General features: G+C 61.2%; 13 protein-coding genes. 8 read left to right on the top strand and 5 right to left on the bottom strand.

The window, feature by feature from the left end; all coding sequences use genetic code 11:
• Positions 1-84 precede the first annotated feature (84 nt).
• Positions 85-1,425, top strand: coding sequence for an MATE family efflux transporter (locus FX982_RS10585; RefSeq protein ID WP_172610600.1), 1,341 nt, complete (start codon positions 85-87; stop codon positions 1,423-1,425).
• Here FX982_RS10585 and FX982_RS10580 read toward each other — a convergent pair.
• The 5 genes from FX982_RS10580 to FX982_RS10560 all read right to left on the bottom strand — a co-directional run bounded on the left by FX982_RS10580 (position 1,415) and on the right by FX982_RS10560 (position 6,611).
• Positions 1,415-2,308 (bottom strand): alpha/beta hydrolase, encoded by an 894-nt coding sequence (locus tag FX982_RS10580; protein WP_172610599.1) that lies wholly within the window; start codon positions 2,306-2,308, stop codon positions 1,415-1,417. The two genes, FX982_RS10585 and FX982_RS10580, sit on opposite strands and share 11 nt — an antisense overlap.
• 90 nt (positions 2,309-2,398) lie before the next feature.
• Positions 2,399-4,312 carry an arginine decarboxylase gene (gene speA, locus FX982_RS10575; protein WP_172610598.1) on the bottom strand — a complete coding sequence of 638 codons (1,914 nt, stop codon included), beginning with the start codon at positions 4,310-4,312 and terminating at the stop codon, positions 2,399-2,401.
• A 183-nt stretch (positions 4,313-4,495) separates the two neighbouring features.
• Positions 4,496-4,867 carry a translation initiation factor Sui1 gene (locus FX982_RS10570; protein WP_122533743.1) on the bottom strand — a complete coding sequence of 124 codons (372 nt, stop codon included), beginning with the start codon at positions 4,865-4,867 and terminating at the stop codon, positions 4,496-4,498.
• 163 nt (positions 4,868-5,030) lie between these two features.
• The gene (locus FX982_RS10565; RefSeq protein WP_172610597.1) at positions 5,031-5,576 is read right to left on the bottom strand and encodes an NUDIX hydrolase; all 546 of its coding nucleotides are present in this window, start codon (positions 5,574-5,576) and stop codon (positions 5,031-5,033) included.
• A gap of 3 nt (positions 5,577-5,579) precedes the next feature.
• Complete coding sequence (locus tag FX982_RS10560) at positions 5,580-6,611, bottom strand: DUF2333 family protein (RefSeq protein ID WP_438826322.1); 1,032 nt, start codon at positions 6,609-6,611, stop codon at positions 5,580-5,582.
• A 409-nt stretch (positions 6,612-7,020) separates the two neighbouring features.
• Here FX982_RS10560 and FX982_RS10555 point away from each other — a divergent pair, with 409 nt between their 5' ends.
• The 7 genes from FX982_RS10555 to FX982_RS10525 all read left to right on the top strand — a co-directional run bounded on the left by FX982_RS10555 (position 7,021) and on the right by FX982_RS10525 (position 15,708).
• On the top strand, positions 7,021-8,685 hold the full coding sequence (locus tag FX982_RS10555; RefSeq protein WP_172610595.1) for a response regulator: 1,665 nt from the start codon (positions 7,021-7,023) through the stop codon (positions 8,683-8,685).
• 115 nt (positions 8,686-8,800) lie between these two features.
• On the top strand, positions 8,801-10,585 hold the full coding sequence (locus FX982_RS10550) for a protein-disulfide reductase DsbD (protein ID WP_172610594.1): 1,785 nt from the start codon (positions 8,801-8,803) through the stop codon (positions 10,583-10,585).
• Between the two features lie 152 nt (positions 10,586-10,737).
• Positions 10,738-11,190 carry a type II 3-dehydroquinate dehydratase gene (gene aroQ / locus FX982_RS10545; RefSeq protein WP_065987726.1) on the top strand — a complete coding sequence of 151 codons (453 nt, stop codon included), beginning with the start codon at positions 10,738-10,740 and terminating at the stop codon, positions 11,188-11,190.
• Positions 11,191-11,270: 80 nt separating this feature from the next.
• Entirely contained in the window at positions 11,271-11,726 is a 456-nt protein-coding gene (gene accB, locus FX982_RS10540; RefSeq protein WP_172610593.1) for an acetyl-CoA carboxylase biotin carboxyl carrier protein, read from the top strand.
• 17 nt (positions 11,727-11,743) lie between these two features.
• Positions 11,744-13,093, top strand: a complete 1,350-nt coding sequence (gene accC / locus FX982_RS10535) for an acetyl-CoA carboxylase biotin carboxylase subunit (RefSeq protein WP_172610592.1) — start codon at positions 11,744-11,746, stop codon at positions 13,091-13,093.
• 290 nt (positions 13,094-13,383) lie between these two features.
• Positions 13,384-14,262 carry a 50S ribosomal protein L11 methyltransferase gene (gene prmA / locus FX982_RS10530; RefSeq protein WP_172610591.1) on the top strand — a complete coding sequence of 293 codons (879 nt, stop codon included), beginning with the start codon at positions 13,384-13,386 and terminating at the stop codon, positions 14,260-14,262.
• Positions 14,263-14,316: 54 nt separating this feature from the next.
• Positions 14,317-15,708 (top strand): DUF3426 domain-containing protein, encoded by a 1,392-nt coding sequence (locus tag FX982_RS10525; protein WP_172610590.1) that lies wholly within the window; start codon positions 14,317-14,319, stop codon positions 15,706-15,708.
• Positions 15,709-15,721: the final 13 nt, after the last annotated feature.

Raw genomic sequence — 15,721 nt, 5'->3', positions numbered from 1 at the left:
ACAATCGTAAAGCGCGGCGCGCAGATAGACCGTGGGTTTGTGCGTTTGTTCTCGCTACACTCGCGCGCTTGCCCGGGAGCCTTCATGTCCAACTTTTTCAACGACTGGCGTCAGCGTGCGACGCATCGGCAAGTGTGGGCGCTGGCGGCGCCGATGATCCTGTCGAATATCTCCGTGCCGCTGGTTTCACTGGTGGACAGCACGGTCATCGGCCATTTGCCCCACGCCCACCAGCTCGGCGCTGTCGCGGTCGGCGGCACGCTGTACAGCTTTCTCGCCTGGGCCATGGGTTTCCTGCGCATGGGCACGACCGGGTTTGCCGCCCAGGCCGCCGGGCGCGACGACGGCGCGGCGCTGCGTCAGGTGTTACTGCAGGGCTTGCTGCTGGCGATGGGGTTTTCGGTGCTGCTCGGGTTGATCGGCCTGCCCTTCCAGCACCTGGCGCTGGAAATGATGCAGCCTTCGGAGGATCTCAACGACCTGACCCGCGACTTTTTCCATACCCGCTTGTTCGGGTTGCCTGCTGCGCTGGCAAGTTACGCGCTGGTGGGCTGGTTCCTCGGGCTGCAAAACGCCCGGGCGCCGCTGGCGATTCTGCTGACCACCAACCTCGTCAACATCGCGCTGAACCTGTGGTTCGTCATGGGCCTGGACTGGGGCGTGGTGGGCAGCGCGCGGGCATCGGTCATCGCCGAATGGACCGGCGCACTGCTTGGCCTCGCCCTCACCCACAGAGGTCTGCGCGCGTATCCGGGGCACTTGGCGTTATCTGCCCTCAAGCGCTGGCAGAGCTGGCGACCGCTGCTCACGGTCAATCGCGATATCTTCATTCGCAGCCTGATCCTGCAATCGGTGTTCTTTTTGATCACGGTGCAAGGCGCGCGACTGGGCGATGCCACTGTGGCCGCCAATGCGCTGCTGCTTAATGGGCTGCTGCTGATGGCCCACGCGCTGGACGGACTGGCCCATGCCGTCGAAGCCCTCTGCGGGCACGCCATCGGCGCACGGGATCGCGACGCGCTGCGGCGCTCGTTGAATGTCTCCGGAGGCTGGTCGCTGATTTGCAGCGTCGCGTTTGTGGGGCTGTTCCTGCTCGGCGGGCACCTGTTCATCGAGATGCAAACCGACATCACCGCAGTGCGCGACATCGCCTTCGTTTATCTGCCCTATCTTGCCGTGCTGCCCTTTGTAGCGGTCTGGAGTTACTTGCTCGACGGCCTGTTCATCGGCGCCACCCGTGCCCGCGAGATGCGCAACGCGATGGTCGTCACGGCATTGATCACCGCACCGTTCGCCTGGCTGGCAAACGGGTTCGGCAATCATGGTCTGTGGCTGGCGTTTTTGCTGTTCATGGCATTAAGGGCGCTGACGCTGGGGTATCTGGCGTTGAAGCTCAACCGCAGCGGCGCCTGGTTCAATGGCTGACCGAGACGCTCGACACCTGCGCCTGATCCTGGGCGTGGATAAAGGCTGCGACCTCCTCCAGCACCGGCGCCAGGCTGCGTAACGGGCGGGCAAGTGCACCCACCAGCGTGCGGTGACTTGTGCGAGAGAAATACACCTCGCGCACTGACACGCCTTGAGCGCGCAAACGACTGGCCATGCCCCCCGTGTTGCGTTGTGGGTTTACTTCTGTGTCTTCCACGGAAGCGATCAGCAACGCCGGCGGTGACGCTGCGCTGACATGGTTGATGGGCTGGGAGTCGGGTGGTGAGTTCGGGAAGTAAAACACTGGCATCACTTCCGGATCTTCGATGGGCAGAAAATCATAGGGTCCGGCCAGACCGATCCAGCCCTTGATGATGGAAGGTGTCGTGCCCGCCGCCGCCAGCCACTGCGGATCCAGGGCCAGCATCGCCGCGTTGTAAGCCCCGGCACTGTGGCCCATCACGTACAACTTTGCCGGATCACCGCCGAACTGACGAATGTGCGCGTGGGTCCAGCCCACCGCCTGGGCACTGTCCCGCAGCAGCTCCTGGTAGTGCACTTGCGGGTACAAACGGTAATCGGCAAGTACCGCAACGATGCCCCGGGACGCCAGCGCCTCACCGACGAAGGCGTAATCACCCCGCGATCCGCTGATCCAGCTGCCGCCATAGAAAAACACGACGACGGGCGCGTCCGGCGCTGCATCTTTGGGCGTGTAGATGTCGAGTTTATTGCGCGGGTCCGGGCCGTAAGCCAGATCGGACGTTCTGTTGAACGTGTCGCCCGGGTTAAACGCGTTGAGCACCTTCAACGGCGAGCAGGCCATCAACAAGGTCATCAGCCAGGCGGAGAACACTGGTTTGAGCGCCAGTTTGATCATCGTTCATGCTCCCGAAACAGTGGAGGACGCGTTGCTTTGCAGACAACGAAAACGGGCCACAAGGGCCCGTTTTTGGGAGTCGCTACATCATCACGACGACAGGTAGGACGACCGTGTCAGGCCCAGACGCAAGGCGTCCAGAAACTGGGTGCGCTCGCGCGGGGTGATCTTGGCGCTAGCGACTTTGTCCCGGTAATGGGTCATCAGTTCTTCCGGCGACAAGTGCACGTAGCGCAGCATGTCTTCGATGGTGTCGTGGGTTTCGATCCCTGCCGAATACGCGCTGCCATCCTGGTTCTGATAGATATTCACCGAGTCGGTGTCACCAAACAGGTTGTGCATGTCGCCCAGAATTTCCTGATAGGCGCCGACCAGGAACACGCCCAGCAAGTAATCCTCGCCTTCCTTCAATGCGTGAACCGGCAGGCTGGTCTCGATGCTCTGCTCGTCGACGTACTGATTGATCTTGCCGTCGGAGTCGCAGGTCAGGTCTTGCAGCACGGCGCGACGCAGCGGCTCTTCGTCCAGACGATGCAGCGGAATGATCGGCAGCACCTGATCAATCGCCCAGGTGTCCGGCAGGCTCTGGAACACCGAGAAGTTGCAGATGTACTTGTCGGCCAGCTTGTCGTTGAGTTCGTCGAGCACCTGACGATGAGAGCGCTGACGGGCTTTCAGCGAGTTGTGCAAACGGCGGCACACCGCGAAGTAGCACTGCTCGCCCAGGGCCTTTTGCGCCAGGGTGATCTTGCCATCGGAATACTGTGTAGCGATGTCACTCATGTAGTGCGTGGCGCGCCAGTAGGTCTCGGTGACCATTTCGATGTCGGTCGGGCCGAGCAGATCGATCAGCCACTGCAGGGTTTCCGGCAGGCTTTCCTTGTCGGTGATTTCCGGCACTTCGTCGTTATGACGCTCGACGTCCGTCACCTGGATCACCAGCATGGCGTGGTGCGCGGTCAGCGAGCGGCCGCTTTCCGAAAATATGTGCGGATGCGGCAGGCCCTGCGCGTCGCAGAACTCCTTGAGCATCCCGACCACGACACCGGCGTAATCGTCCATGTCGTAGTTGATCGAACTGGCGTTGCGCGAATGCGTGCCGTCGTAGTCGACACCCAGACCGCCGCCCACGTCGATGTGGTCCACCGGCAGGCCAAGGTTGCGCAGCTCGCCGTAGTAACGAATCGCTTCCTTGAAACCATGCTGGTAGTCGGCCAGGTTGGCGATCTGCGAACCCATGTGGAAGTGCAGCAGACGAATGCCCTGATCGAGCCCTGCCTTGGTGAAGCGGTCGACGACGGACAGCAATTGAGCGGCCGACAGCCCGAACTTGGACTTCTCGCCACCGGTGTCCGCCCACTTGCTGGAAGCCAGGGACGACAGGCGTACGCGAAGACCCACTTGCGGCGCGACCTTCAGCTCGGCGGCTTCTTCGATGACCAGTTCGACTTCGGATTCTTTCTCGATGACGATAAAGACGTTGTGGCCCAGCTTCTGACCCATCAAGGCCAAACGGATGAACTCGCGGTCCTTGTAGCCGTTGCAGACGATGGTGCCGCCCTTCGGCGCCAGGGCCAGCACGGCCATCAGCTCAGGCTTGGAGCCGGCTTCGAGGCCGATGGAAACGTTTTGCGTGGCGATGATGTTTTCCACCACCGCCTCTTGCTGGTTGACCTTGATCGGGTACAGCGCGGTGTATTTGCTCTGGTATTCCAGGCGGGCGATGTTTTCGTCGAACGCACCGGTCAGTTGGCGCACCCGGTCCTGCAGAATGTCTGGGAAACGCACCAGCAATGGCAGGGACAAGCCGCTCTTGCGCAGCTGATCGACCTGCTCGTAAAGATCGATGGGCGAGCTGGTCGGCCCGTTGGGGCGAACTTCAACGCGGCCGGCCTCATTGATTGCGAAATAACCGGCCCCCCAATGACGGATCCCGTAGACACTGCGGCTGTCTGCCACGGTCCATTGGCTGCCATCGTCTTTGCGTGTGCGTCGTACGGACATCAAAGTCCCCTATAGAAAAGTCATAAAGCCCCGGCCTGACCGGCTGGGCGCAGTGTAGAGCGTGGAAATGACGGTTTGGCGCCTGCTCGCTGTGGGGCAATAGACCCGCATTGCGCAGCAGAGTTTGCAGGGATGACTGCGGCCAGACCGACGACAAAAATAAACGGGCTTGAACCCGATGGCTCAACCGCCTGACTTTTTCGCCTTGAAACCCTGCTTGACCAACTCGGCCAACAGCGTTTCGACGTGGTCACCCTGGATTTCGATCACGCCATCCTTCAGCGCGCCGCCGGTTCCGCAACGTTGCTTGAGGGTCTTAGCCAGGTCCTTGAGCGCGTCTTCAGCCAGCGGAACGCCGGTGACAGTCGTGACGGTCTTGCCGCCACGGCCTTTGCTTTCACGGCGCACGCGAGCGATGCCATCACCTTCCGGGATGAGCGTGCGTTTGCAGGTGCAGGCGTCGACGGGCTGACGGCAGTCGGGACAATGCCGACCGGCGTCGGTTGAAAATACCAGGCCACCGAGGGCGGCGAAGGATGCGGCTTTTTTGGCCACCGGCAATCCTCTTGTTGAGGAGCGAAGTCTGGCCGACGGGAGCCGACCGCGAAGCCCCACTCAGGCAGGGGCAGCGCAACCGGATCGCAAGGGCGGTCCGGCGTGAAAAGTCGCGCAGTGTAACGGCAAATGTCGCAGATGCTAAGTGCAAATATGCGCCAATTTACGGGACATTTGCGACGCCTTCCAAATAGCGCTTGAAGGCGGCCAGCGAGTCAGGGCAGTAAGGCTTTTCGGTGGTTTCGCGCATCACTTGGCTGATGCTGAGAAAGCGCGCTTCCAGCACTTCTTCCGGTTGCAGTTTCAACGGTCCGTCCCAGACCGCCGAGAACACCGCGCACCACAGTCGGTTGTCCGGCTGATCAAAGAAGAAACATTCGTGAGGGGTAAGCGGTACGCCAGAGACGCCCAGTTCTTCTTCGAGCTCGCGCGCCGCCGACAGCTCGTAGCTCTCATCAGCCTGCACCATGCCGCCCGCCGCCACATCCCAATACCCGGGATAGATCGCCTTGCTCAGCATGCGTCGATGCACACACAGCTCGCCCGCCGAGTTGAACAGAAGAATGTAGGTGCCGCGTCCGATAAGTCCGCGCTCACGCAGCTCTGCCCGGGGCAGCGCGCCGAGGACTTGATCGTGACGATCAACCCAGGCAATCAGCTCGGCATCGGAGGCCGCACGGTGGGCGGCCTCTTGATTGGAAACATTCACCGATCAGCCTTGAGACAGCAGCTGACGCAGGTCAATCACCGCCGCGTTGGCACGGGACAGGTAGTTGGCCATGACCAGCGAGTGGTTGGCGAAGATACCGAAAGGGCTGCCGTTGAGGATCATCGGGCTCCAGATCGGCTCTTGCGAGGCCTCCAGTTCACGAATGATCTGACGCACGCTCACGGTTGCATTCTTCTTCGCCAGAACATCGGCGAAATCGACCTCGATCGCGCGCAGCAAGTGCGACAGCGCCCAGGCCTGACCGCGTGCTTCATAGAAGACGTTGTCGATTTGCATCCATGGGGTTTCGACGATTTCTTCGTCAACCTGCGGGACTTCTCCCGGCTTGACCGTGACCGTGGACTGCGCCTCGGTTTTCAGGGTGCTGTTCAGTTTGACCCGACCCACGCTGGCGGACAGCCGCTGGGACAAGGAGCCCAGACGTGTACCGACGTCGCCCAGCCAGTTATTCAGGTTGTCGGCACGTGTGTAGAACAGTGCGCCCTTCTGATTCGGGTCAGACAGGCGCGCCTGGTAGCGGCTCAACGCAGCGATGCCGTCGCGGTATTGGGACTCGCTGGAAGGCAGCACCCAGCTTTTGTTGTCGAAGTTGAACAGCGGCTCGGCGCGCGCCAGGTCGCCATCTTCGGCGGATTGGGACTGCGATCGAGCGAAGTCTTTACGCAAGGCACGGCTCAGGTCGCGGACCTGAACCAGCACGCCGTATTCCCAGCTCGGCATGTTGTCCATCCACAGGCCGGGCGGCGAACGATCGTTGGAAATGTAACCGCCCGGTTTATCCAGCAAGGTAGACGCGACGGTCTTGAGGGTCTCGACGGTGGTGTAGCCCAGCACCATCTGCTTGCCTTCACTTTGCGCAGCAGCCTGGGCTTGCTGCTGGACCGGAAACAGGGGCGGCTCGCTGCTCCACCAGATGCCGAGCACCACGGTGACAACCAGATAAATACCCACCACAGCCCCGACGGCGCGACTGAACAACAGGCCGCCCCAATAACCGCGCGGCGCTTTGCCCATGGGCTTTTCGTCAGCGCGTTCAGTTCCCGCGCTGCCCGAGCGCTTCTTCCAATCCAGCATGGCCTTGTCCTTTCAATCACGGAATTCAGTGCTTCTGACCGCAACCTTACAGCAAGGTGCGTTTGGCAGGAATGTGATGGCAAGTGCATTTGTTTAGCAATCGAGTCAATCGGACTCTGAATCCTGCGTCGCCCTTTCCGATGCCTCCCCGGCCTATGCCGGTTCTGCCTTCCATCCGGCGGTTCGCATTTGCTGCAGACTAAGCAGGCGCTTCAAAGGCTAAATATTTGACGGGGGATAACCGTCAAAAATAACGAGAAATTGACTTGCGGCATCCTGACTTGAGAAAACTAGTGCTAGCATAGCGCCAGCATTGGTATTGGGGTTTCCCCATTAAAGAAGTCAGAGCATGACCGAAGCAGCAGATCCGAGCCGCGACAGACTCAAACACCACTTTGCCCAGCGGGTAATCCATCAGGCTCGTCAGATCCTTGAGGTGTGGCAACGCCTGCAGCAAAGTGAATGGTCGGCAACGGACATGGCTGAACTCATCGAGGCCAACCGGCGGCTGCTGCGATTCGCCGAACGTTTCGAGCAAGCCGAACACACGCAACTGGCTACCGCGATCGACTTGGCATTGCTTGACGTCGAGGCCAACCGTGGACAGTTGAGCAGCGCCCTGATTACCGACCTCAATCGCCTGATGCAACGCCTGTCCCGCACCGGCCTCCGGCATGGCGACCGTCTGGAGCAAACCGCCCTGCCGCCCCTGCGAAAGCCAATCTACCTCGCGCTGCAGGATCATGAACGCAGCGAGCGTCTGGCCAGGCAGCTGGAATTCTTCGGCTTGAGCGCGCAGTCCTTCGCAAGCATTGAGGCCTTCCACATGACCATGGCCGAACGCTTGCCCGCCGCCGTCGTCATGGATGTGGACTTCGGTGGCGCGGGCCAGGGCCTGAAGCTCGCTACCCGGATGCAGGAAGGACTGGAGCAGAAACTACCGCTGCTGTTTTTCAGCCATCACGAGACGGACACGCCCACGCGCCTTGCCGCCGTGCGCGCCGGTGGCGAAGAGTTCCTGACCGGCACTCTTGAGGCGTCCAGTCTGCTGGAGAAGATCGAAATCCTGACCCGGGTTGCGCAATACGCACCGTATAAGGTGCTGATCATCGACGACTCGCGCGCCCAGGCGACGCACACCGAACGCTTGCTCAACGGCGCCGGCATCGTCACCCGCACCCTGCTCGACCCGATCAAGACCATGTCGGAGCTGGCCGACTTTCAGCCGGACCTGATCATCCTCGACATGTACATGCCAGCCTGCACCGGCACCGAGCTGGCCAAGGTGATCCGCCACAATGACCGCTACGTCAGCGTGCCGATCATTTACCTTTCGGCCGAAGACGATCTGGATAAACAGCTGGATGCGATGAGCGAGGGCGGCGATGACTTTCTCACAAAGCCGATCAAGGCTCGCCACCTGATCACCACCGTGCGCAATCGCGCGGCACGGGCGCGCAACCTTAAAGCGCGCATGGTCCGCGACAGCCTGACCGGCCTATACAACCACACCCACATCCTGCAATTGCTCGAAGATTCCAGCTTCCGCGCGCGGCGTGAGAACAAGCCTCTGAGCTTTGCCATGCTGGACATCGACCACTTCAAGAGGGTCAACGACAGCCACGGCCATCCCATGGGCGACCGCGTCATCAAAAGCCTGGCGCTGTTCCTCAAGCAGCGTCTGCGCAAAACCGACTACATCGGTCGCTATGGTGGTGAGGAGTTTGCCGTGGTCATGCCGGACACTGATCTGGCAGACGCCCACGGTTTGCTCGACGAAATCCGCCAGCGTTTCGCCGAAATTCATTACCCTGCGCAACCTGTGGATCTGTTCTGCACGTTCAGCGCCGGGGTCGTGGAGATCGCCGAGGACGACGACGCGCTGATGATGGCCTCGCAGGCAGACGAAGCGCTGTACCGCGCAAAAAAGGCAGGCCGCAATCAAGTGCATGGGCTGGCGGAGCGCGTTGCAGCGTCGCCATCAACTAAACACCCCCAGCCGGACACTGTTTGACTGCTGCTTCCTGCCTCATTTTCAGACCGAAGTTCAGACCGAAGAACGCTAGCCCTCCCTGCACGCCCGCAGCCACTCCGTTATCATGCGCGGACTTCTGTGATGCGAGACCGCCATGCGCCGCCTGCTTTGTCTGTTACTGCTGATCTGTGCCCTGCCCGCCGTCGGCGCGAGCTTTCTGGAGAACAGATCAAGTCCCACACTGGGCGGCGCATCAGTCGACAACAGCAAGGATTTTCTCCCGGTTCGCCAGGCGTTCCAGTTGAACCTCAGCGACACCACTCCGGAGTCCATCAAGCTGCAGTTCGTCGCCACCGAAGGCTACTACCTGTATCGCCATCGCTTTCAGTTCCGCACCGAACCCGCTGACATCGGCCTCGGCGCCGCGCAACTGCCGGATGGCGAAAAGAAACACGACGAGTATTTTGGCGACGTCGAGGTCTATCACGGCATCCTCGACGTCAACCTGCCGCGCAAAGCCGGGGACACCCGCCCTTTCACGCTTGTCGTCACCTACCAAGGCTGCGCAGACAAAGGGCTCTGCTACCCTCCCGAAACCGAGCGATTGAACATTGGCGGCGCGAGCCCCGCAGCGTCCGATACCCCACTCGCGGGCGATGTCACCAACGTCGAATTCAGCTGGAAACAACTGGCACTGTTTTTCCTCGCCGGCGTCGGTCTGACATTCACGCCGTGCGTGTTACCGATGCTGCCGATCCTGTCGGGCGTCGTCCTGCGTGGGCAGATCGGCGGGCTGCGCGGTTTCTCTTTGTCCCTGGCCTACGTGCTGCCGATGGCGATCTGCTTCGCCATCCTCGGCGCACTGATGGGCATTTTTGGCGCCAGCCTCAATCTGCAAGCACGCCTGCAATCGGCGTGGGTCCTCGTGCCATTTGCCGGGTTCTTTGCGCTCTTCGCCGTCGCCATGTTCGGCGTGTTCGAGCTGCGCCTGCCCCGTGCCCTCAATGACCGGCTGGACCGCATCGCCGGCAATACCCAAGGCGGGTCTCTGTGGGGGGCGGCAGTTCTGGGCGTGGTGTCGAGCCTGTTGGTGTCGCCCTGTGTCTCGGCGCCGCTGGCCGGTGCACTGCTTTATATAAGCGCCAGCGGCGATGCCATTGGCGGGGCCTTGAAGCTGTTCGTCCTGGGCCTGGGCATGGGCGCACCGCTGGTGCTGGTGGCAACGGGCGGCGCGGCGTGGCTACCGAAAAGCGGGCCGTGGTTGGTCTCGGTGAAGAATGCGATCGGCGTGCTGTTGCTGGCGCTATCAATCGGCTTGCTCAGCCGGGTGATTCCGGGGCAAGCCACGTTGCTGTTGATCGGGCTGCTAGGGGCTGGCGTTGCGATCTTTCTAGGCGCGCTGGAGTTCGGCGAAAAAACCACGCGCGCGCGCCTCGCTCAATTGCTCGGCTTGTTCTTGCTGGTTTACGCCCTCGCGTGCTGGTACGGGGCGCTGAGTGGTCAGACGGACCCGCTGCGACCGCTGGGTCAATCGCGGATCATTTCAGCTTCTGCTGCACCTGCGTCAGAAAGCCGCTGGCAGACCGTGACTCAGGCCAGCGAGCTGGACCGAATCCTTGCGGAATCCAAAAGCGCGGGCCAACCCGTTCTGGTCGACTGGTACGCCGACTGGTGTATCAGTTGCAAGGTCATCGAGCACGAGGTTCTCCCTGATCCGAAAGTCGTCAGTCAGTTGGGCGGTTTCAGGCTGATCCGCTTCGACATGACCGACAGCGACGCCGAGCAACGCGCCCTGCTGGATCGCTACAAACTGTTTGGCCCTCCCGCGCTGCTGTTCTTCGGAAAAAACGGCAACGAGCTTGGAAACGCGCGTGTCGTCGGCGAAATCGACGTAGACGCGTTCGCAGAGCGGCTTTCTAGAGCAAATGACCAAATTTAGCGTCAGAGTCACAAACTTCGCGCGAACATCGGGCATCGTGCTGAATATTGTGGGTAACTGGACAGTCCATCGTACTTTCCGGCATAGTCGCTGCCCATCAGCGGCTCACTCTGTGCGTGAGCGTCGAAAACGCGAACAACAAGGAACACTCGATGGCGACTTTTCTGGTTCTTCACGGACCTAACCTGAACCTGCTGGGTACCCGCGAACCGGGGATCTATGGCTCGATCACGTTGGCCGACATCAACCAGGATCTGGAACAGCGTGCGCGCGAAGCTGGTCACCATCTGATGTACCTGCAGAGCAACGCTGAATACGAGTTGATCGACCGCATCCACGCTGCACGCGATGAAGGCGTGGACTTCATCCTGATCAATCCGGCTGCTTTTACGCACACAAGCGTTGCGATACGTGACGCGCTGCTGGGAGTGAGCATCCCATTCATCGAAGTGCACCTGTCAAACGTGCACAAGCGCGAACCTTTCCGCCATCACTCCTACTTTTCAGATGTTGCTGTAGGCGTGATCTGCGGCCTTGGCGCCAGCGGTTACCGACTGGCCCTGGAGGCCGCCCTGGAACAATTGGCCAAGCGTTCGGAGGCGTGAACGGCACAGTCCCGTACTGAGCCAGACCGCCGGAACCGGCTACCAAATCCCCCTGACCGTCCCTTGGGAGTTGATGATTAATGGATATCCGTAAAGTCAAGAAACTGATCGAATTGCTGGAAGAGTCCGGCATCGACGAATTGGAAATCCGTGAAGGCGAAGAATCCGTACGGATCAGCCGTCACAGCAAGACTCCAGCACAGCAGTACTACGCGCCGGCTCCGGTCGCCGCTCCGGCTCCTGCCCCTGTTGCAGCGCCAGTGGCCGCCGCCGCTGAAGCACCAGTTGCTCCACAGCACGCCGGCAATGTCATCAAGTCGCCAATGGTCGGTACGTTCTACCGCACCCCGGCGCCTGGCTCGCCAGCGTTCGTTGAAGTCGGCAAGACCGTCAAGAAAGGCGACACGATCTGCATCGTTGAAGCGATGAAAATGATGAACCACATCGAAGCCGAAGTCAGCGGCACGATCGAATCCATCCTGGTAGAAAACGGTCAGCCGGTTGAGTATGACCAGCCGCTGTTCACCATCGTTTGAACCGGGGAGAGCCTGCGATGTTGGAAAAAGTCCTGATCGCCAACCGCGGCGAAATCGCCTTGCGCATCTTGCGTGCCTGTAAAGAACTGGGCATCAAGACCGTCGCGGTCCATTCCACGGCAGACCGTGAGCTGATGCACCTTGGCCTGGCAGACGAAACCGTCTGCATCGGACCGGCGCCAGCCAACCTGTCGTACCTGAACATTCCGGCCATCATTTCGGCTGCAGAGCTGACCGGCGCCACGGCGATTCACCCGGGCTACGGTTTCCTCGCGGAAAACGCAGACTTTGCCGAGCAGGTCGAGAAGTCCGGCTTCGCGTTCATCGGCCCGAAAGCCGAAACCATTCGCCTGATGGGCGACAAGGTGTCCGCCAAGGACGCTATGAAGCTTGCCAAGGTGCCGACCGTTCCCGGTTCCGACGGCCCGCTGCCGGAAGACGAAGAAACGGCATTGCGCATTGGCCGCGAAGTCGGCTATCCGGTGATCATCAAGGCCGCTGGCGGCGGCGGTGGTCGCGGCATGCGCGTGGTGCACAAGGAAGAAGACCTGATCGAAGCGGCCAAGCAGACCCGTGCTGAAGCGGCTGCCTGGTTCAGCAACCCGATGGTCTACCTCGAGAAATACCTGACCAATCCGCGCCACGTGGAAGTGCAGGTGATTTCCGACGGCCAGGGCCAGGCGATTCATCTGGGCGACCGCGACTGCTCCTTGCAGCGCCGTCACCAGAAGGTCCTGGAAGAAGCGCCGGCGCCATTCATCGACGAACAAGCCCGCAAGGACGTGTTCGCGGCCTGTGTCAAAGCGTGCATCGACATCGGCTACCGTGGCGCCGGCACGTTCGAGTTCCTGTACGAGAACGGCCGCTTCTACTTCATCGAAATGAACACCCGTGTTCAGGTGGAGCACCCGGTCTCGGAGATGGTCACCGGTATCGACATCGTCAAGGAGATGCTCAGCATCGCCGCCGGCAACAAGCTGTCGTACACCCAGGATGACGTGGTCATCACCGGGCACGCGCTGGAATGCCGGATCAACGCCGAAGATCCGAAGACCTTCGTCCCGAGCCCGGGCCTGGTCAAGCATTTCCACGCGCCTGGCGGCAACGGCGTGCGTGTGGATTCGCACCTGTACAGCGGCTACAAGGTTCCGTCCAACTACGACTCGTTGATCGGCAAGCTGATCACCTGGGGCGCCACGCGCGATGAAGCCATGGCGCGCATGCGTAACGCCCTGGATGAAATCGTGGTCGACGGCATCAAGACCAACATCCCGCTGCACCGTGATCTGACCCGCGATGAAGGCTTCTGCGAAGGTGGCGTCAACATCCACTATCTGGAACACAAACTGGCTGCTGACAAGCATTGATCCGCCAGTAACGTGCTGCAGACAAACAAAGCCGCTTTCGAGCGGCTTTGTTGTTCAGTAGGACCGGCTTTAGCCGGGAACAGGTCGATGTGATCGCCATACCATTTGCGGTGAGACGCCCGACGCCTTCCCGGCTGAAGCCGGTCCTACCGATTCACCACCCCACCAGAATCACAGGCACGCCACAGATCGCCACACCCTCTTTGTTGTTTCCCCGCGAACCCCGTAAACTTGCCGGTCTTTCGTGGCCGTCGGCCGCTTCTCATTTTTCAACTCGAAGGTCACCCGCCATGCCTTGGCTGCAAGTCCGTCTCGCCATTAGCCCAGAACAAGCCGAAACCTACGAAGACGCCCTGCTCGAAGTCGGCGCCGTATCGGTGACGTTCATGGACGCTGAAGACCAGCCGATCTTCGAGCCAGAGCTGAACACCACGCCGCTGTGGTCGCACACGCACCTGCTGGCACTGTTCGAAGCCGATACAGATGCCGATCACGTGCTCGCTCACCTGCGGCTGCTTACCGACGCCGAGCTGCCGGAACACACCCATGAAGTGATCGAAGATCAGGACTGGGAACGCAGCTGGATGGACAACTTCAACCCGATGCGCTTCGGCCAGCGCCTGTGGATCGTACCGAGCTGGCACGCCGCGCCGGAACCCGAAGCGGTGAATCTGTTGCTCGATCCGGGCCTTGCATTCGGCACCGGTACCCATCCGACCACCGCGCTGTGCCTTGAGTGGCTCGACGGCCAGGACCTCGCCGGCTGCAACGTGCTGGATTTCGGCTGCGGTTCCGGCATCCTCGCCATCGCCGCGCTGCTGTTGGGCGCTGAACAGGCGGTCGGCACCGACATCGACGTCCAGGCCCTCGAAGCCTCGCGCGACAACGCCGGTCGCAACAACGTCCCGGCCGAGAAATTCCCGCTGTACTTGCCTGAAGACCTGCCCCAGGTGCAGGCCGATGTGCTGGTGGCCAACATCCTGGCGGGCCCGCTGGTTTCTCTGGCGCCGCAGTTGGCAAGCCTGGTCAAACCCGGTGGCCGCCTGGCGCTGTCAGGCATTCTTGCCGAGCAAGGCGAAGAAGTCGCTGCTGCTTACGCCGACGCTTTCGAACTGGACCCGATCGCCAACCGCGAGGGCTGGGTACGGATCACCGGTCGTCGCCGCTGACAGCCAGTTGCCCTAAGATCCAACCATCAGGCGCTCTTTAACCCGGATACCCGCATGACCGACAGCTTCGTCACTCAGTGCCCGCATTGCCAGACCAGTTTCCGCGTCAGTCACGCTCAGTTGAGCGTGGCCCGAGGCATGGTGCGCTGTGGCTCATGCCTGCAGGTGTTCAACGCCGCGAAACAGTTGCTGGAACAACGCAGCGGGAAGACACCGGAAGCGCCGCTGACGTCGGGACCCAACCCCGAAAGCGCCGAGAAAAAACCTGAAATCCTGGCGCCGCAGTCACTCGTCGTGACCCAGCCAGCGCCGCTGCCGGTCAGGCGTGAAGAGCGTAATGTGGACCTGGACAGCCTGGATCTGGACGATCTTGACGTGGAACTGGCTCGTCTCGAACAGCGCGAGATTCAGCGGCCCGAGTCTTTCGGGCGGGTCAGCAAGACGCGTGATCACGACGAAGTCGAGTCCTTCAGCGCCCGGCGCGACGAGCCTGACGTCGCGCAGGAGTCGTGGGCCCACGGCATGAGCCACGACGATGTCGACCGGCTGCCCGAACTGCGCGCCGAAGTCGTCGAGGAACACGAAGCGCATACCGACCACACGATAGACGAAGGCCCGCTGGAAGAGCCCGTCAATCAACAGGACCGCCATCGTACCGAGCCGTCATTCTCGCGGACTCCTGACGATCTGGACGACCTGAATGACGAGCCGGCTCGCCCCCACTCGTTCAAGCATCAAGCCGAACCCGACGATGAGCCGTCGTCGGAACGCTTTTCCGCCCTGGATACCCACGACGATCAGGATCACCTCAGCGCACGTCACGATGATGATGAGCACGACGAGGCCCCGCGCACCACTGCAGATGGCAGTCGTCGCGGCCGAAGCGAGCCGGGCCTGCGGGACAGAGCGCTGGTCGACATTACGGATGACCCGCTGCAGCTGTCCTGGCAAAAGCCCAAACCGCGCCGGGGTCGACGTCTGCTGTGGGTGCTGTTCGTCCTGATTGCGCTGGGCGCACTGGCCGGGCAGTACGTTGCGTACCACTTCGAAGAACTGGCGCGGCAGGATCAGTACCGTCCCCTCTTCATGGAGCTGTGCCCGACCCTCGGCTGCAAGGTCCCGTCCAAGGTCGATATCAAACTGCTCAAGAGCAGCAACCTTGTCGTGCGTAGCCACCCCGAATTTCAGGGGGCTCTGGTCGTTGACGCGATCATCTATAACCGAGCGTCCTTTTCACAGCCCTTCCCGCTGCTGGAACTGCGCTTTGCCGATGCGACGGGTCAGTTGATTGCCAGCCGTCGATTCAAACCGGGTGAGTACCTGAGCGGAGAGCTGGCGGGGAAGGACGAAATGCCGCCACAGACGCCGATTCACATCGCACTGGACATCCTCGACCCGGGCCCAAAGGCGGCGAACTACAGCCTCAGCTTCCGCTCGCCGGAGTAAAGACGCCACGCAC

Source organism: Pseudomonas graminis, assembly GCF_013201545.1.
Lineage (GTDB): Bacteria > Pseudomonadota > Gammaproteobacteria > Pseudomonadales > Pseudomonadaceae > Aquipseudomonas.
This window is presented reverse-complemented; position numbering and strand designations above follow the sequence as displayed.